Here is a 22,731-nt window from a genome sequence, read left to right as displayed (position 1 = left end):
AAGATCGGTGCTGCACGCCCCCGGCTGGCGCGCGACCGTGGCTCCGGCAGATCAGCCTGCGCCCGACTCGGGGATTGCCAGCCCGGCCAGCACGGGCTCGCCGCAGTGCTCCGCGATGCTCAGCCGCGCCGCGTCGCGCAGCCGCAGCGCCTCGGCCCAGTCGGTCCCCTGTGGCTGAATGAGCGCGCCCAGGCGAATTCGCACCGGGCTGCGCCGCGGCGTCCAGGAACCGTCGCGCAGAACGGATCGCGTGCCGCGCAGGCTCACTGGCAGCAAGGCGGCATGCGCCTGCGCGGCCGTGACGAAGGCGCCGAGGTGAAAGGCGTTCAGGCCCGGCGCGCGGACGAAGGTGCCTTCCGGGAAGAACACGAGCGTCTCGCCGGCCTGCACGGCCTGCAAGATCTGCTTGGCGTCCTCCAGGCTTGCATGGACCTCGTCGCGCACCACGAAGCGCGTGCCGATCCGACGCAGCAGCCAGCGCATGGGCGCCAGCCGCCCCAGCTCGCGCTTGGCCACGAAACAGGCACTTGCCGGCAGAACGGCCGTGAGCAGCAGGCTGTCGAGATAGCTGGCGTGGTTGGCCACCACGATCACGGGGCCTTGCCCCAGGCGGAGCTCGCCTTCGATCTCGACCGGCAGCAGCGACATCCGCATGGCTGCGCGAGCGATGAGGCGCAGGGTCCGTTTGCGATTCATTCGCCCGGGCAGGAGAGCCACCAGGGTCGACACGATCCCGCCGACGGCAAAGACCATCCACAGCCATGCGGCATAGGCGAGGGCCCCCGCCCGCCTCAGGGGCGCGCCCAGGCGGAATCCGAGGGCGTCGAGCCACAGCCGCGCGATCTGCACCGCCACGGGCCGCCCGTGCCCACGCAGCTGTCCTTGCTCGTAGAGCGCGCGGCAGGCCGCCCTGCGAATCTTGCCGCTGGAGGTCTTCAACACCGTGCGCGGCTCGGCGAGGACGATGTCGTCCGCCGGCACGCCGAGCACCGCGAGCGTCAGATCGGCGACACGCGCGTGCAACTCGGCGCGCTGGCCTGCCTCCTGCACCCGTGTCTCCGCCAGCACCACTACGCGTTCGGTGCCCCCGCCGGGGTCGGTCGCCGGGAACACCGCGACGCAGCCGCGGCGAATGCCCGGCAGCGCGCCCAGGGCTTCCTCCAGGTCATACGGGTGGATGTGCTGCCCGGCGCGGATGATCAGGTCCTTCGCCCTGCTGGTCAGGTGCAGTTCGCCCTCGGCGACATAACCGACATCGCCCGTATCCAGCCAATCGCCGTGAAACAGGGCCCGCGTGGCGTCCGGATTTCGCAGGTACCCGGCCGTGGCCGAAGGACCTCGGAACTCGATGCGGCCTTCCCCGCGCTCGGGCAGTTCCTGCCCCTGCGCGTCGACGACCCGGATCTCGTGTGCAGGCAGCGGCAGGCCGCAGCAGACCACCTGCATGGCGGGGCGACCCTGAGCGGCCGGCACGGCGCGGCCGGAGGTCTCCAGCACGCCTCGATCGATGGAATCGATCCTGGGTCCGCGCGCCAGCGGGGGAAAGGCCAGGCCGACACCGCACTCCGCCAGGCCATAGACCGGCATCATGGCGTGGGGATCGAATCCGCTCGCGGCGAAGCGCTGCGCGAAGCGCTGCAGTGTCGTCGCCTGTACGGGCTCGGCGCCGTTGAGCGCGGCACGCCAGGTGCTGAGGTCCACCCCCTGCAGTTCGTCGTCGGGAACACGCGTCGCCAGGATCTCGTAAGCGAAGTTCGGGGCTGCGGAAATCGTGGCGCGGTGATCGCTGATGGCGCGCAGCCAGCGCGAGGGCCGCGACAGAAATAATTGCGGCGGCATCAGGTACAAGGGCACGCCGTGGTAGAGGCTGCCCAGCCAGGCGCCGATCAGGCCCATGTCGTGATAGAGCGGCAACCAGCTCACGAAGACGTCGCCCGCGCCGGCATGCAGGGCCTCGCCCATGGCCCGGATGTTCGCCAGCAGGTTCGCGTGACTCAGCACGACGCCCTTGGGCTGCCCGGTGCTGCCGGATGTGTATTGGAGAAGTGCTGTGTCCTGGGGCCGGCGCATGGCCGGTGGCCCCGTGCGGCCCGTGCCCTGGAGCCGCGTGACGGTGAATGCCGCACGAAGGCTGGCCACGCTCGCCCTCAGGATGCGGGCTGCAGGCAGGGCCGACTCGTCGCTCAGAAGCAGCACGGCGTTCGCATTGACGAGGATGCCCACCTGGCGGCGCAAGTGGTCCTCGATCTGCGAGGCGCGCAGCGGCGGGTAGATCGGAACGGGAACACCGCCGGCGATCAGCACGCCCATGAAGGCCCGGAAGAAATCGAGGCTGGTGGGCAGCATCATGGCGACGGCCTCGCCGGGCGCAAGACCCCAGTCCTGCAGGTTCGCCGCGACGGCTCGCGCCTGATCCCAGAGCTCGCCATGGGTGAGTTCCTGTGCAGCTGCGCCGTCGCCGATGAGCGAGATGTGCCGGCGATCCGCGGCCCGCTCGGCGTGCCACTGCAGGACATCGACAAGCGTTTGCGCATGGCGCGGCGGTGAGACTGCCTCTGCGCCGGCCTCCGCGTCCGGCGGGGGCGGTGCGTTGGAGAAGGCCGACGCTCGCGGCGTGGCCGCGGCAAGCGCGCGCAGGAGATCGCGCGGCGTCTGCGCCTCCTGGACGGCAGCCTCGGGCATGCGGACGTCGAATGCCCGCTCCAGCCGCAGCATCAGTTCCATTCGCGCCAGGCTGTCGATGCCGAGCGTGGACTCCAGCTCGTCGTCCAGCTCGATGGGCGGTGCGTTGTCGCCCCGCAGTTCGCGAAGCAGCTGCGCGATGACCGCAAGCAACTGCCCGGCCTTTGCGGAAGTCGCCGTTGTGGCGCCGGCGGCCGCGGAGTTCTCTTGCGAATCGGCCATCGAACAGCCTCCCGGCAGTTAGGAAGCTGAGCAGGTGAGACCGCACTGTAGCAGCGGATGCGGGCGCGTCGATCTTCCCGTCGTTCACACGGCCGATGCCGCCAGGCCGTTCATGAGCCCGGTGCGCGGGTGGCAGTTGATGTACTCGTAGCTCTGCTCGTCGGCCTTCAGCACCGAGACCTCGTGGTACACCCGCAGCTGCAGCTGGAAGTTCAGCGCCTGCACGTAGCGCATGAAGCTGCCGAAGATCGCCACGTGCGTGGGGTGCGATTCCGCCCAGCGCTCCATGTCGGCCAGCGAACGCCAGAAGCTCAGGCCGAAGGATTTCTGCAGCGGCACGCCCGCGGCGTCCAGGTGGTGCATGTAGCGGTTGCTGTAGCAGCCGATCGACAGGCCCTGGTCGCGCAGGAAGTCCATGCCCTCGCGCAGCACCGGCTCCATCTCGTCGAGGTAGAGCTTGCGTTCCTGGCCGCTCGTGTCGGTCCATTCCTGGCCGGAGCGGATCATGGCGATGTTCTCGTGGCCCGCGATGCGCACACGCCGGCCCGGCGCCGGCGCTCCCGCGGTCACCGCGCGCGCGCCCGACGGCGCCATCGCGTCGGTCTGCGAGAGCGGAATGCGATCCCGCATGGAGCCCCAGTAGCCGTGCTCCTGGATGTCGGCGCTGACCCCGCCCATCACCACGCCCACGCCTTCGAAGCGGTCGGGCGTGTTGAACATGGTCTCGTAGTGCTCGACGCGCGGCGAGGCGATCTCTCGGAAATGGCCGAGGCCTTCGGAGAGCCTCTCCTCGGAGCGCCACCATGCATCGATTTCGGGTGTGGCGCACCAGCGCGCGAAGCCGGCGGGGTCGCTCCAATAGGCGATCGCGATCATGTTGTCATGGCCATCGGCATCGACGTAGTGCGCCAGGTCGTGGTGGCCGGGGCCGTCGGCGAGCGCGAAGCTTCGCGCGATCCTCGTCAGCGCGGCGCAGGCGCGGCCCTGCATCGCCGCGCCGCGCGACTGCACCCCGAAGAAGCCCATGACCACCTGCCGGACCGAAGCCGGTGCGCGGGCGGACCAGACGGGGTAGGGCGGCACGTAGTCGTCCTCGATGCGGCGGTGGCGCGTGCGAGGGCATTTCAGGTGCTCGGCAATGGCGGATTCCATGGCGCGCTCCATGCGTCAGGCCGCCAGCGGCATGCGCGTGGCTGCCATCGCTGGCTCGGGATTGACACCGACGGCTTCGAAGCCGCCCGGCTCAGGCTCCGCCTGCCGCTCGTACACCACGGGCTCGCGGCGCGTCCTGTTGAGGAGCAGCCGCGTGGCGTCCGGGCGCGAGTAGTGCCCGCTCGGGTCGCCGGCCGCCTTGGCCAGCGAGATCATCCCGAGGTCGATGTCGGCGATCACCAGTCCTTCCTGGTCTTCCGGCAGGTTGATGCCGAGCGGCGATCCGTCCGGCCCGTAGATGCGCGCGAAGCCGCCGCCGACGCCCAGCATCTGCTGCTTGCCGGCGTCGGTGCACAGGAGCTCGCTCATCGCCTTCGACACGACGGCGCAGGGCGCGATCACGAAGCATTGGCCTTCCACCGCGTAGATCTGGCTCGCGGCGTTGTTGACCTCGGGCCCGAGGGCGTAGGCGCCGCCGCGGTAGAGCGAGAAGCTGGGCCAGGCGGCGCAGTGGACCTGTTCGTTCTGCGCGTACATCGCGTATTTGCTCAGCGGCTGCAGGTGCTCCCAGCAGGAGAGCGATCCGATATGGCCCAGCGGCGTCTCGACGACGCTCAGATCCGAGCCGTCGCCCTCGCCGTAGACCGTGCGCTCCACGTGCGTGGGCTTGAGCTTGCGGCGCGTCTGCACCGTGTGGCCCTGGTCGTCGATCAGCGCCTGCGCGATGTAGAGGCTGCCCGCGGCCTTCTCGCTGAAGCCCAGCGAGACCCAGATCTTGTGCTTGCGCGCGGCGTCCTTGATGCGGTCGAATTCAGGCGAGCCGACGACCAGAGAGTTGTCGTTGTAACGCTGCACGAACTGCATGCCCCAGGCCGGCGAATCCAGCCAGATCCACCACGGGTAGCCCGGCACCCAGGTCTCGGGAAAGGCGATCAGTTTCACGCCCTGGCTGGCCGCCTGCGCCATCAGTTCGATGGTCTTGTCGATGGTGCCGTCGAGGTCGAGGAAGACAGGCGCGGCCTGCACGGCGGCGACGCGATAGCGGGGATGGGTCTTGCTGGGCATGGTGTGCGCTCCAAGGAGGGTTGAAGGACTCCGCACCGCCTTGCGCCTCGGGTTTGCGCGGTGGCATGCGGGTTGCTTGAAGCGTAAGTTCGCCGCTTGAAAACGCCTTGTCCGGAATTCGCGGCGTTCTTGTTCCAGCGTTGCACAGCGCTCCCCGAGGGATTCCCATGAACCAGTTGCTCAGCACCGCCGCCGTCCCGCGCGGCCAGCGGCTCGCCTATTGGACCGACATGATCTGCAACGTCTACGTGCAGCTCGGTTGCGACCCGGTGCGGCCGGCCGCGGCGGAAAGTTTCGAAGGCAGCATCCGTCGCCACAGCCTGCCCGGGCTCGACGTGTCGGTGGTGAATTCGACGGCGCAGAAGGTCATGCGCACGCCGGGCCACATCGCGCGCTCCTCCGACGACTACTTCCTGGTCAGCATCCAGGCGCGCGGGCACGGCGTCGTGCGCCAGGATGGGCGCGATGCCGTGCTGTCGGTGGGCGACTTCGCGCTCTATGACAGCACGCGGCCCTACCAGCTGCTCTTCGACGATGCCTTCGAGCAGATCGTGCTCAAGCTGCCCGGCGAGCGCCTGCGCAGCGAATTGCGGGAAACAGAGACGCTGACCGCGACGACCGTCTCCGGGCGCGAGGGCGCGGGCCACCTGCTGATTGGCATGATCCGCACGCTGCGCGAAGACATCGACACGCTGCAGCCCGCGTCGGCGCTGGCGGTCGCCAACGGCGTGCAGAACATTCTGGTGGCGGGTCTGCAGACGCTTCCCGCGGCGCGCTCACCCGGGCTGAGCAGCCTGACGGCCTTCCACCTCGCGCGCGTCAAGCGGCGCATCGAGGACCGCCTCGCGGACCCGGAACTGTCGGTGGGCACGTTGGCGGCGGAACTCGGCATGTCGGTGAGCCAGATCCATCGCGTCTTCAAGAGTGAGCCGCTGACGCCGTCTCAGTACATCTGGGAACGCCGGCTCGAAGCCTGCAGCCGCGACCTGCTGGAGCCGCGGCTCGCGGGCCGTCCGGTGGGCGAGATCGCCTATGCGCGCGGCTTCAGCGACGCGGCGCATTTCAGCCGCGTGTTTCGCGAACGCTTCGGCTGCTCGCCGCGCGCGTGGCGCCTTCAGCGCGCGATTGCGTAGCTGTCGCTGTGCCGGACGATTGATTACGGAACCAGCTGCAGCCAGCCTGTCGGGCAATACTGGATGTAAGGGAAGTATCCCGCGGGATACTGCGCTCGGGGCGAGCCCAAGGGGCCTCAGCCTTGCGCGATTCGGCTCACCAGCGCTTTCGTGTACAGGGCCGTGTTCGCGCTGCCGCCCAGGTCGCCCGTGCGTACCTTGTCGATGTTGAGCGTGTCATCGATGGCCTTGCGCAGCCGGGCCGCCAGCGCGGGCAGCTTGCAATGGTCGAGCATCATCGCCGCCGCCAGCAGCAGCGCGGTCGGGTTCGCGATGCCCTTGCCCGCGATATCGGGCGCCGAGCCGTGCACCGCTTCGAAGATCGCCGCGTCGGTGCCGATGTTCGCGCCGGGTGTCATGCCCAGTCCGCCCACCAGCCCCGCCACCAGGTCGGAGAGGATGTCGCCGAAGAGGTTGGTCGTGACCAGCACGTCGTATTGCCAGGGGTTGAGCACCAGCCGCATGGCGCAGGCGTCGATGATGGCCGTGTCGAGTTCGAACTTGCCCTTGTACTTGCGCTCGTACAAGTCCAGGCCGGTCTCCAGGAACATGCCGGTGAGCGCCTTCATGATGTTCGCCTTGTGCACAATGGTGACCTTCTTGCGGCCGTTCGCCACCGCATGCTCGAAAGCGAATTCGAGCGCGCGCAGGCTGCCGTGGCGGGTGTTGACGCCGGTGGCCATGGCCACGGCGTGCGGGTCGTCGCCGATGGGGATGTAGTGCTCATGCCCGATGTACAGGCCTTCGAGGTTCTCGCGGACCACGACGAGGTCGATGTTGTCGTAGCGCCCGCCGGGGATGATGGTGCGCGCGGGCCGCAGGTTGGCATAGAGCTGGAACTCCTCGCGCAGGCGCACGTTCGATGAACGGTAGCCGCCGCCGGACGGTGTCTCCAGCGGCCCCTTGAGCGCGAGCCTCGTGCGGCGAATGCTCTGCAAGGTGGCCGCGGGCAGGGGATCGCCGCTGGCCTGCACGCCGGCGAGCCCGGCGATCTGCCGGTCCCACGCGAAGGGAGCGCCGAGCGCGTCGAGCACGGCCACGGTCGCCTCCACGATTTCCGGACCGATGCCGTCACCGGGAATCAGGGTGGCGGGGATGAGATTCGACATGGGGAGGCTCTCCGGGGACAGTTGGAATTCGGAACGGTGCGTCAGGCCGACTGACGATGGGCCACCGCGATGACGATCGGCAGCACGAGCTCCGGTATCAGGTAGCCCAGCCAGACGGCAGTCGGCTTGGGCAAGCCGACCTTGGCGATCGACACGAGTCTGCCGACACCGGCAAGAAGGACGCCGAGGGCCAGAAGGTACACCAGGGTGCCTTGCTGGCGAATGGTGAGCGCCGTCCAGAGGCTGATGACGCCGGTCGAGAAATAGACGCCGGCCATGAAGCGATGAACGTTGTCCAGGCGCGGCGAGGTGTCGGGCTGGCCGAGGAACATCTGCACCGCGCCGCCGAACATCGCGATGGCCGCGACGAGGAAGAGGCAGATCTGAACGACGAGTTGGCTCGCGAGGAGAGGGGCTTCTGTTGACATGTTGGATCTTCAGGAGGGTCGCCGCGGCGATGGCCGCGTGGTGAATGAACGAAGGTCCTCGTTTAGCCGGCGATATTCTGCGCCTGCTTTTCGAGGCAGACGCGCACCCGGTCGAGCAGGGATCGATCGGCGCCGCATGCCTTGAAAGCCAGCCATGCCTGCGTCATCACGGTGTCGCCGATGTGGCCGATCAAGGCCTCCGCGCGCGCCGGCGACAGGCCGAACTGCGGCGCGGCCTCGCGTGCCAGATCGAGGTGCGATTCCATGCGGCCGGGCAGGATCGCGAGTTGCTGGTAGCCGACGTGCGTCATCCGCATCGCCAGAGCGAAGGCGGGCGCCAGGGCCCACTGCCCGTGGCCTCGGTGGAGCATGCCGTGCTTCCTCACGTGGTCGTCGCTGTTGTCGACCACCAGGTTGAAGACCAGCCGCTTGTAGAGCTGCGACAGGTCCTGCTCGGGACGCCAGGACAGGCGCCGCAGCGCCTGGGCAAGTTCGACATAGCTGCCGCCGCTGCTTTCATACGGCACGTCCAGCAGGGCAGAGGCGCAGAGGTAGTGCAGCCGACGCTCGTCGGCGATCGGACCCTCGCGATCGAAGCGGCGGGTGAGCAGAGCCTGTCCCTTGTGCAGCGGACGAAGCTGGTGTTCGGGGACGTCGATGCCGCAGGCCGCCGCCAGGGCCAGCGTGGCGGCCTCGACGATCTCGACGGGGTGATCGTCGCCCCGTGCCGGAAACTTGGCCAGCCAGCGCCGCCCTTCGACGATCAGCGTCGCCTTGGGTCGTGCGCCGCCCAGGCTGCCGCCCTGCAACAGCTTCTGCATCGCGGGCTTGATCGCGAGGTCGTTGTCGAGACGGCGGGCGGCGTCGGCCAGGGCTTCCAGGTCGAACATATCCGCTGGCGGCTCGTCGGCGGCGAGCGGCAAGGCTTCGCCGAACACCATCGCGCCGACGCGGTCGGCGTTGGTGAGCAGCAGGGCTTCGATGTCGGGCAGCGTCCGGCCTGCCTGCAGTTCCAGCACCTTGCGCCCCCAGGTGTCGGGCAGTGCATCGCGGAAGGTCAGGGGCAGCGCGCCGCCGTCGCGCACGCGGCGCTCTTGCATGATGAAGGGGCGGTCCTGCAGCGGGAGCACGTCGGGATTCAGCGCAACGGCATCGGGGCTCGCCATATAGCGTCGCCCATAGGCGAACTCGCCCGACTCCACGTTGCCACGGCGCGCGATCTTCAGCAGGGCCGCGGGCACCGGATGCGCGTCCGTGTGCGGCGACAGGCCGACGTAGAGCTGCCGCTCAGAAGTCACGTTCGTCCTCGGTGATGGTGCCTGCGGGTGCGGGTGCGGGTGCGGTGGCCTTGGGCCGGCGCGCGCGGCGATTCCTGACCAGGGAGGCCGTGAGCTCCGGCGTGATGGGCGCCACCTGCTCGATGGATTCGATCTGGCCCAGCAGCCACAGCGCATTGACCAGAATGCCCACACTGGATGCGGCCTTGCCTGCCTCGATCGAGCGATAGGTGGCCGGCGCGCAGAACAGGCGCCCGGACATCTCGGCCACCGTCCAGCCCAGGCGCATGCGGTGAGCCCGCAGGCGCTCACCCAGTCGCCGCAGCGAGGCGGCGGCCTCGGGTGCCAGCGTAGCGAGGGCCTGGGAACTCTTTGGCATCAATAAAATGACTCTTATACGGTTTAGTAGTCATTTTATTAACCAAATAGGCCCATCGCAAGAAGCTCAGCCGCGCAGTCCCTTCCAGAGCATGTAGGCCGCCAGAAGATAGAGGATGCTCGCGAACACGCGCTTGAGCCTGGCCACCGGGAGGTTGTGGGCGGCCTTGGCGCCCAGCGGCGCGATGAGGAAGCTGCACACCGCGATCACGGCCAGCGCCGGCAGCCAGATGTAGCCGAAGGATCCTTCCGGCAGCCCCTGCACGGACCGCCCGCTCGCCACATAGCCGATCACGTTGGCCACCGCGATCGGAAAGCCCAGCGCGGCGCTGGTCGCCACCGCGTTGTGGATCGCGACGTTGCACCAGGTCATGAAGGGCACGCTGATGAAGCCGCCGCCCGCGCCGACCAGCCCCGAGATGAAGCCGATCGCGCCGCCGGCGCCGAGCTGGCCCGCGGTGCCGGGCATCTGGCGCGTGGGCTTGGGCTTCTTGTCCAGGAACATCTGCGTGGCCGAGAAGCCGACGAAGAGCGCAAAGAAGATGGCGAGCGCGCTTCCCTTGAGCAGCGCGAAGACGCCGAGGCTGCCGAGCAGGCTGCCGATCACGATGCCGGGCGACAGCCGCTTCACGATGTCCCAGCGCACCGCGCCGCGCTTGTGGTGCGCGCGCACGCTCGAGATCGAGGTGAAGATGATGGTCCCCATCGAAGTCGCGATGGCCATCTTCACTGCCAGGTCGGCCGGCACACCGCGGTTGCCCAGGATGATCGTGAGGAAAGGCACCATCAGCATGCCGCCGCCGATGCCGAGCAGTCCGGCGAGAAAGCCGGTGCCGACGCCGAGCAGGGCAAGTTCGGCGATCAGCAAGGGTTCGATCGTCATGAACAGAGCTCTCGGAAAAAAGCCACGGCCCCGATGGCGGGGCCGTGGCGGTCATGGGAATGACGTGAAATAGGTGTCTGCGAGTGGCACCGAACTCGCATCCTGAACCAGGGTTCAGGTGGGCGAGGGCAGCAAGGCTTCGGGTTCATCTGACGCGAGATGATCACACCTGCCAAGCGATGTACCAAGCCCGGCTCCGGAGAGCATTGGAACAAGGAAATATTAAGCCCGACACGCACCGCAGACGAGGCCGATTTTACGCCTGCAATGGCGCGCGCAGGTCGATCTTCAGAGCAAATGACCGTCGCCCGCGAGGGCATGGTCGAGTCGTTCCACCAATTGCGCCGCGCGTGCTTCCTCGGCTGTCGCATCGGGCTCGGACGCAGGATCGGCCACGGCCGGGGCCGCCACGGGCAAGGCGGGCGCGGGAGGCGCCGCCGCGGCGGCGGCGGCTTCGCGCTGAACCAGGTCGAAGGCGAGATTGAGCGAGGCCAGCACCGCGATGCGGTCGCGCGCCTTCACCTTGCCCGCGTCGCGGATCCTGCACATCGCCGCATCGACGCGCTCGACCGCCTCGCGCAGTTGCGGTTCGCCGCCTTCGGGGCAGCCGAGCAGATAACTCTGGCCCATGATCTGGACTTCGATTTGTTTCATCAGGGAGCGCTGGGGTCTTTGGAGGGATCGGGCGGCAGTTGTTCGAGCAGTGCATCGATCCGCGTGCGCGCCGCGGCTAGGCGGGACTTGAGCGCATCGCGCTCGCGCGTGAGCGCGTCCACCTGGTCCTGCAGCAACGCATTGGTGCGCTGTACTTCTTCGTGGCGCACGAGCAGTCGTTCGACGCGTTCGGCGATCTGGTCAATACGGCTCGGTGCTGGCATGGGGGGCGATTGTAGTTTCCGGCGCCGGCAGGATTGCACCTAAAATTCCACGCGTTGGTGCTCGCGACGCGGTTCACGCGTCGCAGTTCAACGGGAAGCAGGAGTCGAGGCCCCCCCGGCCGAGCCAACCTGCGCTGCCCCCGCAACGGTCAAGCAGACGGCATCTTCACGGATGCCACCCTCGTCAATCAGCCACTGGGCGCCCTGAAACAGGCGCCTGGGAAGGCGGCGAAGGTTGCGCTGCCAGCCCGGATACCGGCCAACGAGGCGGCCGCCGCATGCGTGAAGAACACCTGCGGCAGCCATGACGCCCAAGCACCGGCGGGGAAGCCGGTGACGGGTATTGATCTTTTGTCGCTTCCATGAAAACCTGCGTTTCTCCTTCGCTCGCCCTTCGGCGTGCTTCGCCGTGCCCGCTTTCTCTTTCCGCCGTTCTGGGGGGGCTCGCGTGCCTTCCCGCGCTCGGCATGGCCCAGGCCATGACGCCTACGCTGCGCGAGACGCTCGTGACCGCAAGTCGCACGCAAACCCGCGCCGACGAGCTGGTGTCGGACACGGTCGTCATCGACCGGGCCCAGATCGAACAGCAGGCGAATCGGACCTTGCCGGAGCTGCTCGCGCGTGTCGCGGGCGTCCAGGTCTCGGCCAACGGCGGCTTCGGCAAGGCCGGCAGCGTCTTCATCCGCGGCGCGGAAGCGCGCCACACCCTCTTGCTCATCGACGGCGTGCGCTACGGCTCGGCTACCCTCGGCACGCCGGTGTGGGACAACATCCCGCTGGAGATGATCGACCGCATCGAAGTGGTCAAGGGTCCGGCCTCCGCCCTGTACGGCAGCGACGGCGTCGGCGGCGTGGTGCAGATCTTCACCCGCAAGGCCAGGCCGGGAGAGGTCTCGTTCAGCCCGCGCGCCTCGACCACCATCGGCAGCGAAGGCTACAAGCAGATCGGCGCCGGGTTCACCGGCGGCACCGGGCCCTTCACGTACGCGCTCGACGCCCAGCGCACGCTGACGAAGGGCATTTCGGCAACCAACAGCAAGGTGCCCTTCAACAATTTCAATCCGGATCGCGATCCCTTCGATCAGAGCGCGCTCAATGCGAGCTTCGGATTCCAGCTCAATCAGGACTGGAAGATCGACGCGGGGCTGCTGTATTCGGAGGGCCTGAACCACTATGACGACGGCCCCGGCCGCGACACCCAGGGCAGGGTGCGCACGCAGACCGACTACATCGGCGTGCGCGGCGCCATCAACTCGCGCTGGACGACGCAACTGCGCTACGGACGCAGCGAGGACTACGCGCGCGCGCTCGTCGCCGCGCCGGGCAACCTGCCCGGCCTGTTCGACACCACGCAGGACCAGTATCTCTGGCAGAACGACATCGCGACCCCGATCGGGACCGTGGTGGCCGGCCTGGAGCGCCTGGAGCAGAAGGTCGACAGCGACACTGCCTACACGGTGAAGAAGCGCGACATCGACTCCGCCTTCGTCGGCCTCAACGGCGACGCCGGCCGGCACAGCTGGCAGCTCAACGCACGGCACGACGACAACTCGCAGTTCGGCGGCGCTGACACCTGGTTCGCGGGCTACGGCTATCGCATCACCGAGCACTGGCGCGCCAGCATCTCCCACGGCACGAGCTTCGTCGCGCCGTCCTTCAACCAACTGTACTTCCCGGGCTTCGGCAACACCGCGCTGCAGCCGGAAGAGGGCCGCAACACCGATCTCGGCATCACCTGGAGCCAGGACGGCCAGAGCGTCAAGCTGGTGCGCTACGACAACAGGATTCGCGGCTTCATCACCAGCACCCTGCGGCCGGAGAACATTCCGCGCGCCCGCATCGAGGGCTGGACGCTGGGCTACGACGGCCAGTTCGGCGCCCTGGGCCTGCATGCCAGCGTGGACGAACTCGATCCGCGCAACGAGCTCACCGGCAAGCTGCTGCCGCGCCGCTCGAAGCACCAGTTGACGCTGGGTATCGACTACGCTGTAGGCGACTGGAAGTTCGGCGGCTCGGCGCTGCACGTGGGCGACCGCTTCGACGACACGGCCAACAAGACGCCGCTGGACAAGTACACCACCGTCGACCTCTATGCGGAGTACCGTGTGTCGAAGGACTGGTCCGTGCAAGCGCGCATCGCGAACGTGGGAGACGTCGTCTATGAAACTGTCTTTGGCTACAACCAGCCCGGCCGCGCCGGTTACCTGACGCTGCGGTGGCAGCCGAAGTGAAGATCGCGGGCCGCGAACTGATCCTTGGCGGTCAGAAGAGCGGCAAGTCGCGCCGCGGCGAGCAAATCGCCGCGGCGTGGCTGGCGCGTTCGACTGCGCATCGCGCGGTGCTGATCGCGACCGCGCGGGCGCACGACGACGAGATGCGCGCGCGCATCGCCCGGCACCAGAGTGACCGCGCCGCGCGCGTGCCGGCGATGGTGACGGTGGAGGAGCCGCTGGCGCTGGCGCACGTGATCCGCGTGCACGACGCGGCGACCACGCTGGTGCTGGTGGACTGCCTCACCCTCTGGCTCACGAACCTGCTGATGCCGCTGCATGCGGCGCCGGTGGAAGCGCCCGGCACCGGCGATGCGATCGCCTCGCTGCTCTCGGCCATCCGCGACGCCAGCGGTCCGCTGGTGCTGGTCGGCAACGAGATCGGGCTCGGCGTGATCCCGCTCGGCCAAGAGGCGCGCGAGTTCGTCGACGCGCTCGGCATGTTGAACCAGCAGGTGGCCGCCGTCTGCGAGCGCGTGACCTTGATGGTCGCCGGCCTGGCGATGGCATTGAAGGACGACAACGCATGATGGCCGCCTGGCTGCGCGCCGCCTTCCTTCTTGTGCTCTGCGGCGTCGGGACGCCGGCACTCGCCGGCACCGTGACCGACGATCGAGGCGTCGTCCTGCAATTGGCGCAGCCCGCGCGGCGCATCGTGTCGCTGCTGCCCTCGCTCACGGAAACCGTCTGCGCGCTCGGCGCCTGCGACCGGCTGGTGGGCGTGGACAACTATTCCAACTGGCCCGTGGCCGTTCAGTCGCTGCCGCATGTGGGCGGGCTCGAGGATGCGAACGTCGAGCGCATCGTCTCGCTCAAGCCCGACGTGGTGCTGCTGGCCAGATCGGCACGCGTGACCGAGCGGCTCGAAGCCCTGGGCCTCAGGGTCGTCGCGCTGGAGCCCAAGTCGATGAAGGACGTGGAGCGCGTGCTCGGCAAGCTTGGGCAGGTGCTCGGGCGCGAGGCGCGGGCCGCGGCGCTCTGGCACGAACTCGATGCCGGCGTGACGAAAGTGGCGGCTTCGCTGCCCCCGAGGGTGCGCGGAACGCGCGTGTACTTCGAGGTCAACAGCGGGCCTTATGCCGCGAGTGAATCGTCCTTCATCGGCGAGACGCTGGCGCGCCTGGGCGCCGCCAACATCGTGCCGGGCTCGCTCGGCCCCTTTCCCAAGCTCAATCCCGAATTCGTGGTGCGGGCCGATCCGCAGGTCATCATGATCGGCGACCGCAACGCCGCCGCCCTCAAGGGGCGGCCGGGATGGGACGGCATCGACGCGCTGAGGCAGGGGCGCGTCTGCGTCTTCTCCGCGGCCGAAGGCGACGTGCTGGTGCGCCCCGGCCCGCGCGTGGTGGAGGCCGCGGCGATCATGGCCGCGTGCCTGAAGGACAAGCTCCAGTGAGCGGCGTGAACGGCCGCCGGCCGCTCGCCCTCGCGCTGGGCATCCTGGCCCTGAGCGGCATGCTGCTGATGCTGGGCATGAGCATCGGCAGTACCGGCTTCGACAGCGTGCTGCACGCGTGGAGCGACCCGACGTCGCTGCAGATCGTGCGCGACATCCGCTTGCCGCGCACCCTGGGCGCCTGGCTGGCGGGCGCCTTGCTCGGGCTGGGCGGCGCGCTGGCACAGGGCCTGTTTCGCAATCCGCTCGCCGATCCGTACCTGCTGGGCAGCGCCTCGGGCGCCAACCTCGGCGTGTCGCTGCTGCTGGTGTCGCTCGGCGTGTCGCCGGCGGCCGGCGGCTGGGCGGCGCGCCTGGGCATGACGGGCGCCGCATTCATCGGGGCGGTGCTGGCCGTGATCGTCACGCTCGCGCTGGCGCGCGGCGTGCAGCAGACGCTGCGCCTGCTGCTCGCCGGCGTCGTGGTGGGCATGGTGCTCGGCGCCGCCAGTTCGCTGGTGGTGCTCTGGGTGCCTGACATCATGCGCGCCATGCAGGCCTTCATGCTCGGCACCACGGGTTTTCTCGGCTGGCCCAGCGTCATGCTGCTGGCCGGGGCGCTGGCGCTGTGCCTGGTGCCGTCCATCGGCTTTGCGCGGGCGCTCGATGCGCTCACGCTCGGCGAGTCCACCGCGTCGAGTCTGGGCATTGCGTTGCCCTGGGTGCGCGTGGCGCTGATCGCCGCGCTGGCGCTGGCGACCGGCGCGGCGGTGGCGCAGGTGGGGCTGGTGGCTTTCGTCGGGCTGGTGGCGCCGCACCTGGTGCGCGCGGTCGTCAAGCCCACGCACGGCTGGCTGGTGCTGCTGGCCGCGCTGATGGGCGGCGCGCTGCTGTTGGCGGCCGACGTGCTGGCGCGCTGGCTGATGGCGCCGCAGGAACTGCCCGTGGGCGTGGTCACGGCCCTGCTGGGTGGCGGTTATCTGCTGTGGCTGATGCATCGGCGCTCGCTATGACGAACAGCGCCTTGTCGGCCCGCGCGCTGCGCGCCTTCATCGGCAAGCGGCTGATCGTCGACGTGTCGGCCCTCGACCTGCCGGCCGGCCGCTGGACCGCGGTCGTGGGCCCCAATGGCGCGGGCAAGACGACCTTGCTGAAGGCTCTGGCCCAGTTGCTGCCGGCCGAAGGCAAGATGGCACTGCTCGGGCGCGACATGCATGCATGGACCGCCAGGCAACGCGCCCGCACGATGGGGTGGATGGGCCAGGGCGAGCACGGCGCCGACGACCTCCTGGCCTTCGACGTCGCGATGCTCGGGCGCCTGCCGCATCAGGCCTGGCTCGGCGCGCCTTCCGCCGCCGACCATGCCGCCGTCGAGCGCGCGATGCGCCGCACCCAGAGCTGGGACTGGCGCGCCCGGCCGCTGGGCTCGCTCTCCGGCGGCGAGCGCCAGCGCGTCCTGCTGGCGCGCGCACTGGCGGTCGAGGCCGATGTGCTGCTGATGGACGAACCGCTGTCCAACCTCGATGCGCCGCACCAGGCGGACTGGCTGCTCGCGGTGCGCGAGCTGGTGGCGGCCGGCGGCACGGTTGTCAGCGTGCTGCACGAACTCGGCATGGCGCTGCAGGCCGACGAATTGCTGATCCTGCGTGATGGCCGCATCGCGCACCAGGGCGACAGCGCCGACGCGGCCACCCATGCCGCGCTGCGCGGCGTCTTCGATCAACGCATCGCATTGCACCAGGTGGCCGGCCAATGGGTCGTGCTGCCGCACTGAATTCAACCGAGCCTCCGGCTTCCCAGGACGACCCATGCATATCGAAACCCCGCCCAGCGAAAAACCCTATGAAAAGCCCGAGGGCGAACGCCGCGGCCTCGTGATCGTCAACACCGGCGACGGCAAGGGCAAGAGCACCGCGGCCTTCGGGTTGGCGCTGCGCGCCCACGGCCGCGGCAAGGCGGTGAAGATCTTCCAGTTCATGAAGGTGCCCTCGGCCCGCTTCGGCGAGCACCGGATGTTCGAGCAGATCGGCATCCCGATCGAGGGCCTGGGCGATGGTTTCAGCTGGAAGAGCCAGGACCTGGAACGCTCCGGGCAGCTCGCGAGCGACGGCTGGGAGAAGGCGAGGGCGGCGATTCTTTCGGGCGACCACTTCCTGGTGGTGCTCGACGAGATCACCTATCCGCTGATCTACGGCTGGCTGCCGCTCGAAGGCGTGCTGGAGACGCTGCGCGCGCGGCCGAAGGAGGTGCATGTCGTCCTGACCGGGCGGCGCTGCCCGCCCGAGATCATCGAACTGGCCGACACGGTCACGGAAATGCAGATGGTCAAGCATGCCTTCAAGGCCGGCATCCCGGCCCAGCGGGGCATCGAAGACTGAATGTTCGCCCCCCGGCTCGATGCTTCGTGTGCTTCGCCACACCCCGGGGGGGTGGCACGATGAACGCCGCGTGGGTCGCAGTCGCCGCCCTTTGGGTCGCCCTGTGCATCGACAATTGGCTGGGCGAACCGCCGGCCCGGCTGCACCCCGTTGTCTGGATCGGCCGCTACCTTGCCTGGATCGGCCAAGTCATCGCCCCCCGCCCCGGCGCGGGCCGAGCGCCCAGGCTCCTGCGCTTTGCCGGCGGCGCGCTGGCCTGGTGCTTGGGGGCAGCCATGGCGCTCCTGGCGGCCTGCGCCCTTGGCGCGCTCGCGCATCGCCTCCCACCGTGGGCCGCCGCGTTGTTCATGGCCTCGGCCCTCAAGCCCCTGCTCGCCTGGCGCATGCTCCGCGATGAAGTCCTGGCGGTGGAGTCCGCGCTCGGCCAGTCGCTCGCGGCCGGCCGCACCCGGCTATCCAGGCTGGTGAGCCGCGACGTGACCCGCCTGAGCGTCAGCGAGGTGCGCGAAAGCGCCATCGAGTCGCTGGCCGAGAACCTCAACGATTCGCTGGTGGCACCGGTGTTCTGGTTCGTGCTGCTGGGCCTGCCCGGCGCCGCGCTGTACCGCTTCGCCAACACGGCCGATGCGATGTGGGGCTACCGCGGCGAGCGAGAGGGCCGCGACTGGGAGTGGGCCGGAAAGTGGGCCGCGCGCGCCGATGACCTGCTGTCCTGGATTCCCGCGCGACTCACGGCATGGCTGCTCTACACGGTCTCCCTCCGGGCGGAGCGGGCGAGGGCATCTCTTGCCGTCCTCCGCCAGGAGGCCGCCCGGACGCCATCCCCCAACAGCGGCTGGCCCATGGCCACCATGGCCGTCCTGCTGGACATCCATCTCGCCAAGCCCGGGGTCTACACCCTCCATGCATCGGGCCGCGAATCCGCCGCGGGCGATACCCTGCGCGCCCTCGGCCTGTCGTCGCGCGCCGTGGTCGCGCTCGCCGTCTGCGCCTCGGCCGCGATCGTCTGCCTCAGTGCCTTGGCAAAGCCGTGAACTCGTCGATGCATCCCGAGTTTCAGCACGGCGGCCCCGATGCCGGCGGCGCGGCGCCGCACGACTTCTCCACCAACAGCAATGCCTGCGGCCCATGCCCGGCCGTCATGGATGCGCTGCGGCACACCGACGCCGGGCGCTATCCCGATCCCGGCCATACGGGGCTGCGCGGCGCACTGGCGGCCTTTCACGGCGTCGATCCCGATCGCATCGTGATCGCCGCGAGCGCCAGCGAATTCATCGGACGCATCACGGCCGCGGTCGCGCAGCAGGGCGGTCACCGCGCTTGGCTACCCCCGCACAGCTATGGCGACTACCACCGCGCCGCCGATGCATGGGGCCTTGCCGCGCAACGCGCGCCCGCGCCCGCCGACGCGGACCTCGTCTGGTGCTGCGATCCATCGAGCCCGCTCGGCCAGTCCCAGAACGCCCTGGCTGCCCTGATCGACGCCTTGCCCGACCCGGCCACCTGCGTGCTCGACCTGGCCTACGAGCCGCTGCGACTGGAGGGCAGCCTGGGACTGAGCGCTTCGCGCAAGGACCGGGTCTGGCAACTGTGGACCCCCAACAAGGCCCTGGGCCTGACAGGCATCCGTGCCGCCTACGCCATCGCGCCCACAGGGGCCGCCGACATGGCCGCGCGGCTGGGCCGGCTGGCACCCTCCTGGCCCCTTGGCGCCCACGGCGTGGCGCTGCTGGCGGCCTGGACCACCGGCGGGGTGCGGCACTGGCTGCGGGACAGCCTGGGCCTGTTGCGCGCCTGGAAGGCGCAGCAGCGCGCGATGTGCGAGGCCCTCGGCTGGGCCTGCCTGCCGAGCGTGGCCAACTATTTCTGCGCCCGGCCGGACCTCCCCTATGCGGCCCGGGCCGCGATGCTCCGGTCACAGGGCATCAAGCTGCGCGATGCCGCTTCCTTCGGCCTGCCCGGCCACGTGCGCCTGGGGGTGCTGCCGCCGGCCAGCCAGGCGGCGCTGCGGCGCGCCTGGCCCCCATCCCGGCCCTGAGGCCCGGCGTCAGCGCCGCTGCAGCTTCGGATTCTTCGAGAAAAGATCCGCAGCCCAGTCCACGAACACCCGCACCTTGGCGCTCAGGTGCCGGTTGGGCGGGTAGACCACGTGCACCGGCAGGGGGTCGCGCGTCCAGTCCGGGAGAATTTCGACCAGTTCGCCGCTTTCGATGTGCGGGTCCGCCATGAAGGTGATGCACTGCGAGATGCCGAAGCCGCCGAGCACGGCCGCCAGGTGCGCGTTGCTCTCGTTCACCGCCACCCGGTAGGGGGCCGAGAGTTCGATGTGCTCCTCGCCCTTGTTGAATTCGTGGGGATAGACGCGCCGCGTACCGCCGGCGAAGAAGCTCACGACGTGGTGGCGCTTCTCGATGTCGAGCGGATGCTGCGGCGTGCCGTAGCGCTTGAGGTAGGCCGGCGAAGCCACCGTCACGAAGCCCAGCGTGCCGATGCGGCGCGCCACCAGCGATTGGTCGGTCAGTTCGCCGGCCCGGATCACGCAGTCGACGTTGTCGCTGATCAGGTCGACAGGCCGGTCGCTGACGCCCAGGTCGACCTGGATCTCGGGGTAGCGGTCGCAGAAGCTGTCGAGCGCCGGCAGGATCAGCATGCGCGCCGTGGAGGTGCCCACGTCGATGCGCAGCCGCCCGCTCGGGTTGGCCTGAGCATTGGTCATGCTGGCCTCGATCTCGTCGAAATCGTTCAGCAGGCGGGCGGTGCGCTCGAAATACGCGGCCCCGTCCGGCGTCACGGTGACGCGGCGGGTGGTTCGATTGAGCAGCTTCACGTGCAGGCGCGACTCCAGCGCCTGGATCTGCTTGGTGACCGTGCCTTTGGGCAGGCCGAGCGAATCTGCTGCGCGGGTGAAAGTGCCGGCTTCGACGACGCGGACAAAGATCCGCATGGCCTGGATCTGATCCATCTATGCTGCTCCTGGGGGGCCGGCCGAATGCCGGGGGAGCGGATTCTCACACGGGTCAGGTCGATTTCGAGGCGATTGTTAGCCGATTGGAAACAGAGTGGGGTCCAAGACTTCATTGCCACGACGTGATCGGCACTTATATTCGACTCATCGTCCACCCACCGAGGTCGTCCATGTCAACCCGTCCCACTCCGCAGACTGCCGAAGCCACCAAGGCCGCCGCGCAGCTCGCGGAAACCGACATCACCATCGAGCTGCCGCAGCGCGAGCCGGTGCAGGCACGCATGTATGGCCAGCGCGCCCGGGGCACGACGGTGCCGCTGGTGCTGCACTTCCATGGTGGGACCTTCGTCTGTGGCGATCTGGACAACGGCCGCAATGTGGCGCGGCTGCTGGCCGGCGCGGGCGCCGTGGTGGTGTCGCTGGACTATCCGCTGGCGCCCAAGGCGCCGTTTCCCGAGCCGATCGAGGTCGGCTACGCCGCGCTGGAGTGGCTCTACAAGCAACGCGTCAAGCTGGGCGGCAAGGGTGCCCAGGTGTACCTGGCCGGTGAGGAAGCCGGCGGCAACCTCGCCGCCGCCGTGACGCTGATGGCGCGCGACCGGGCCCATCCGCCCCTGGCGGGCCAGATCCTGCTGTCGCCCATGCTGGACCCGTGCGCCGGCACCCCGTCGCTGCGCAAGGCCACGGGGGATTCCGTGAACTGCCGCTGGGCGTCGGGCTGGCAGGAATACCTGAGCTGTCCGATGAACTCCTCCCACCCCTACGCGGTGCCGGGCGCTTCGTTGCGGCTGGCGCAGTTGGCGCCCACGCTGGTGCTGGTCGGACCGGACGACCCGATGCGCGACGAGGCGATGGCCTTCGTGAAGAGACTGAGCGACGCCGGCATCCCGGTCACCAGCAACGTGCTGCCCACTGCTTCGAACTGGCCGGCCGCGCTCTATGCGCCCGAGGATTCGGGCTGCGCGGTCTGCGAAGCCGTGGTGCAGAAGCACTTTCGCGAGTTTTTCAGCGCGACCCCGCCACCGCACTAGGCCAGGTCGGCGCACGCGCCCTGAGTGGCCCGCCCCGCGGGACCGCTGATCCACCACCGAGGCGAGACACCTCGATTCCACAACAGCGGCAATGACCGCTGCCGGGGGAGAGCTTTGCGTTCGCGCAGTGCTCCTGCCGCCCGATCCCCGTTCCGCGTTGCTCCGCGCCATCCCGCGCGGAGGAGCGCTTTGCGTCCAAGAATTCATCTAGAGGAGTTTCATCATGTCGAACAACAAGCTTTCTTCCCTGGCCCGCCGCGGCCTCTGGCCCACCGTGACCGGCCTGACGGCGGTGATCGCGATCGCATCGGTCGCGCTCGGCCTCCACAGCTTCAATGCCGAAGCCAACGACGCGCCCGCCGTGGCCGCCCCGCGCGCCACGCCGGTGTCGGTCGCGACGGTGACCGAAACCCAGGTGAACACGTGGGACGAATTCTCCGGCCGGCTCGAAGCGGTCGACCGCGTCGACGTGCGCTCCCGTGTCGCCGGTGCCGTGCAAGCGGTTCACTTCCGGGAAGGCTCGCTGGTGAAGTCCGGCGATCTGCTGATCACGATCGACCCCGCGCCCTACGCGGCCGAAGTCGATCGCGCCGAAGCCCAGGTCGCATCGGCCCAGGCGCGCGTTTCCTTCACCCGCAGCGAGCAGGATCGCGCCCGCCGGCTGTGGGAGGAGAAGGCCATTGCCCAGCGCGAACTGGACGAACGCGTCAATGCCGGGCGTGAAGCCGAAGCCAACCTGCGCGCGGCACAGGCCTCGCTGCAGAGCGCGCGCCTGAACCTCGGCTATACCCAGGTGCGGGCGCCGGTCTCCGGGCGCATCGGCAAGATCGAGGTGACAGTCGGCAACCTGGTGGCCGCCGGCCCCGGCGCGCCGGTGCTCACGACGCTGGTGTCGGTCAGCCCGATCTATGCAAGCTTCGATGCCGACGAGCAGATCGTCGTCAAGGCACTCAAGGACCTGCCCGGCGGCGCCAGCGCGCGCAGCAGGATCGATGGCATTCCGGTGCAGATGGGGACCGCCGGGATCGACGGCACGCCCTATGAAGGCAAGCTGCAGCTCATCGACAACCAGGTCGATGCCAAGAGCGGCACGGTGCGCGTGCGCGCCTCCTTCGACAACAAGGACGGCAGCCTGATCCCCGGCCAGTTCGCCCGCATCCGCATGGGCCAGGCGCGCAGCGACACGGCCCTGCTGGTGAGCGAACGCGCGGTCGGCACCGACCAGAACAAGAAGTTCGTCCTGGTGGTCGGCGCCGACAACAAGGCCGAATACCGCGAAGTGACGCTGGGCGCGCCGGCGAACGGCCTGCGCATCGTGACCAAGGGCCTGAAGCCGGGTGAGCGCGTGGTCGTCAACGGCCTGCAGCACATCCGCCCCGGCGCGCTCGTGGCGCCCGAGACCGTGACCATGGATGCCAAGGCCGAGGCGCAGCCGCAGCAGCGCGTGGCCGACGCGAAGTCCTGAT

22 protein-coding genes and 1 riboswitch are annotated in these 22,731 nt (G+C 69.1%); of the genes, 11 read left to right on the top strand and 11 right to left on the bottom strand.

Going from position 1 to position 22,731, the window contains the following annotated elements; translation table 11 throughout:
• Window positions 1–51: 51 nt before the first annotated feature.
• The 3 genes from AC1DNF_RS10160 to AC1DNF_RS10150 form a co-directional block, all read right to left on the bottom strand.
• Window positions 52–2,904, bottom strand: a complete 2,853-nt coding sequence (locus tag AC1DNF_RS10160; protein WP_478148442.1) for an AMP-binding protein — start codon at window positions 2,902–2,904, stop codon at window positions 52–54.
• Between the two features lie 84 nt (window positions 2,905–2,988).
• Window positions 2,989–4,056, bottom strand: coding sequence for a phenylacetaldoxime dehydratase family protein (locus AC1DNF_RS10155; protein WP_478148441.1), 1,068 nt, complete (start codon window positions 4,054–4,056; stop codon window positions 2,989–2,991).
• A 15-nt stretch (window positions 4,057–4,071) separates the two neighbouring features.
• Entirely contained in the window at window positions 4,072–5,121 is a 1,050-nt protein-coding gene (locus AC1DNF_RS10150; RefSeq protein ID WP_478148440.1) for a carbon-nitrogen hydrolase family protein, read from the bottom strand.
• A gap of 167 nt (window positions 5,122–5,288) precedes the next feature.
• Between AC1DNF_RS10150 and AC1DNF_RS10145 the strand changes: the two genes are divergently transcribed.
• Window positions 5,289–6,254 (top strand): AraC-like ligand-binding domain-containing protein, encoded by a 966-nt coding sequence (locus AC1DNF_RS10145; RefSeq protein ID WP_478148439.1) that lies wholly within the window; start codon window positions 5,289–5,291, stop codon window positions 6,252–6,254.
• 116 nt (window positions 6,255–6,370) lie between these two features.
• Here AC1DNF_RS10145 and AC1DNF_RS10140 read toward each other — a convergent pair whose 3' ends face one another.
• The 7 genes from AC1DNF_RS10140 to AC1DNF_RS10110 all read right to left on the bottom strand — a co-directional run bounded on the left by AC1DNF_RS10140 (window position 6,371) and on the right by AC1DNF_RS10110 (window position 11,246).
• Window positions 6,371–7,402, bottom strand: a complete 1,032-nt coding sequence (locus AC1DNF_RS10140) for an isocitrate/isopropylmalate dehydrogenase family protein (protein ID WP_478148438.1) — start codon at window positions 7,400–7,402, stop codon at window positions 6,371–6,373.
• 41 nt (window positions 7,403–7,443) lie between these two features.
• Complete coding sequence (locus tag AC1DNF_RS10135) at window positions 7,444–7,830, bottom strand: DUF4345 family protein (protein WP_478148437.1); 387 nt, start codon at window positions 7,828–7,830, stop codon at window positions 7,444–7,446.
• A gap of 62 nt (window positions 7,831–7,892) precedes the next feature.
• Window positions 7,893–9,128 (bottom strand): type II toxin-antitoxin system HipA family toxin, encoded by a 1,236-nt coding sequence (locus AC1DNF_RS10130; RefSeq protein WP_478148436.1) that lies wholly within the window; start codon window positions 9,126–9,128, stop codon window positions 7,893–7,895.
• The gene (locus AC1DNF_RS10125; protein ID WP_478148435.1) at window positions 9,118–9,486 is read right to left on the bottom strand and encodes a helix-turn-helix domain-containing protein; all 369 of its coding nucleotides are present in this window, start codon (window positions 9,484–9,486) and stop codon (window positions 9,118–9,120) included. Before AC1DNF_RS10125 ends, AC1DNF_RS10130 begins: the two co-directional genes overlap by 11 nt.
• 66 nt (window positions 9,487–9,552) lie before the next feature.
• On the bottom strand, window positions 9,553–10,368 hold the full coding sequence (locus tag AC1DNF_RS10120; protein WP_478148434.1) for a sulfite exporter TauE/SafE family protein: 816 nt from the start codon (window positions 10,366–10,368) through the stop codon (window positions 9,553–9,555).
• Between the two features lie 288 nt (window positions 10,369–10,656).
• Entirely contained in the window at window positions 10,657–11,022 is a 366-nt protein-coding gene (locus AC1DNF_RS10115; RefSeq protein WP_478148433.1) for a cell division protein ZapA, read from the bottom strand.
• Window positions 11,022–11,246 (bottom strand): DUF904 domain-containing protein, encoded by a 225-nt coding sequence (locus tag AC1DNF_RS10110; RefSeq protein WP_478148432.1) that lies wholly within the window; start codon window positions 11,244–11,246, stop codon window positions 11,022–11,024. The genes AC1DNF_RS10115 and AC1DNF_RS10110 overlap by 1 nt, the downstream gene beginning before the upstream one ends.
• Window positions 11,247–11,284: 38 nt before the next feature.
• A riboswitch (cobalamin riboswitch) is annotated at window positions 11,285–11,524 on the top strand.
• A gap of 201 nt (window positions 11,525–11,725) precedes the next feature.
• On the opposite strand from AC1DNF_RS10110, the gene AC1DNF_RS10105 reads away from it, so the two are divergent.
• From AC1DNF_RS10105 to AC1DNF_RS10070, 8 genes are read left to right on the top strand one after another with little or no spacing between them, the layout of a single operon-like run.
• Window positions 11,726–13,477 (top strand): TonB-dependent receptor domain-containing protein, encoded by a 1,752-nt coding sequence (locus tag AC1DNF_RS10105; protein WP_478148431.1) that lies wholly within the window; start codon window positions 11,726–11,728, stop codon window positions 13,475–13,477.
• Window positions 13,462–14,046: a bifunctional adenosylcobinamide kinase/adenosylcobinamide-phosphate guanylyltransferase gene (locus AC1DNF_RS10100; RefSeq protein ID WP_478148430.1), complete on the top strand. Its 585-nt coding sequence runs from the start codon at window positions 13,462–13,464 to the stop codon at window positions 14,044–14,046. The genes AC1DNF_RS10105 and AC1DNF_RS10100 overlap by 16 nt, the downstream gene beginning before the upstream one ends.
• Window positions 14,043–14,912 carry an ABC transporter substrate-binding protein gene (locus AC1DNF_RS10095; protein WP_478148429.1) on the top strand — a complete coding sequence of 290 codons (870 nt, stop codon included), beginning with the start codon at window positions 14,043–14,045 and terminating at the stop codon, window positions 14,910–14,912. Before AC1DNF_RS10100 ends, AC1DNF_RS10095 begins: the two co-directional genes overlap by 4 nt.
• Window positions 14,913–14,971: 59 nt before the next feature.
• A complete protein-coding gene (locus tag AC1DNF_RS10090; RefSeq protein WP_478148472.1) occupies window positions 14,972–15,904 on the top strand; it encodes a FecCD family ABC transporter permease in 933 nt (310 codons plus the stop codon).
• The gene (locus AC1DNF_RS10085; RefSeq protein ID WP_478148428.1) at window positions 15,901–16,665 is read left to right on the top strand and encodes an ABC transporter ATP-binding protein; all 765 of its coding nucleotides are present in this window, start codon (window positions 15,901–15,903) and stop codon (window positions 16,663–16,665) included. The genes AC1DNF_RS10090 and AC1DNF_RS10085 overlap by 4 nt, the downstream gene beginning before the upstream one ends.
• A gap of 34 nt (window positions 16,666–16,699) precedes the next feature.
• Window positions 16,700–17,269, top strand: coding sequence for a cob(I)yrinic acid a,c-diamide adenosyltransferase (gene cobO, locus AC1DNF_RS10080; protein WP_478148427.1), 570 nt, complete (start codon window positions 16,700–16,702; stop codon window positions 17,267–17,269).
• A 59-nt stretch (window positions 17,270–17,328) separates the two neighbouring features.
• Window positions 17,329–18,303: an adenosylcobinamide-phosphate synthase CbiB gene (gene cbiB / locus AC1DNF_RS10075; RefSeq protein ID WP_478148426.1), complete on the top strand. Its 975-nt coding sequence runs from the start codon at window positions 17,329–17,331 to the stop codon at window positions 18,301–18,303.
• Between the two features lie 8 nt (window positions 18,304–18,311).
• Window positions 18,312–19,307 (top strand): aminotransferase class I/II-fold pyridoxal phosphate-dependent enzyme, encoded by a 996-nt coding sequence (locus tag AC1DNF_RS10070; protein ID WP_478148425.1) that lies wholly within the window; start codon window positions 18,312–18,314, stop codon window positions 19,305–19,307.
• Between the two features lie 9 nt (window positions 19,308–19,316).
• On the opposite strand, the gene AC1DNF_RS10065 is transcribed toward AC1DNF_RS10070, so the two are convergent.
• A complete protein-coding gene (locus tag AC1DNF_RS10065) occupies window positions 19,317–20,231 on the bottom strand; it encodes a LysR family transcriptional regulator (RefSeq protein WP_478148424.1) in 915 nt (304 codons plus the stop codon).
• Window positions 20,232–20,404: 173 nt separating this feature from the next.
• Between AC1DNF_RS10065 and AC1DNF_RS10060 the strand changes: the two genes are divergently transcribed.
• Window positions 20,405–21,265, top strand: coding sequence for an alpha/beta hydrolase (locus tag AC1DNF_RS10060; RefSeq protein WP_478148423.1), 861 nt, complete (start codon window positions 20,405–20,407; stop codon window positions 21,263–21,265).
• Between the two features lie 223 nt (window positions 21,266–21,488).
• Window positions 21,489–22,730: an efflux RND transporter periplasmic adaptor subunit gene (locus AC1DNF_RS10055; protein WP_478148422.1), complete on the top strand. Its 1,242-nt coding sequence runs from the start codon at window positions 21,489–21,491 to the stop codon at window positions 22,728–22,730.
• The last annotated feature ends 1 nt before the right edge of the window (window position 22,731 follow it).

This window comes from Variovorax sp. 01T432 (assembly GCF_056398605.1).
Note: the sequence above shows the minus strand (reverse complement) of the source record. Positions and strands in the feature narration are given on the sequence as shown.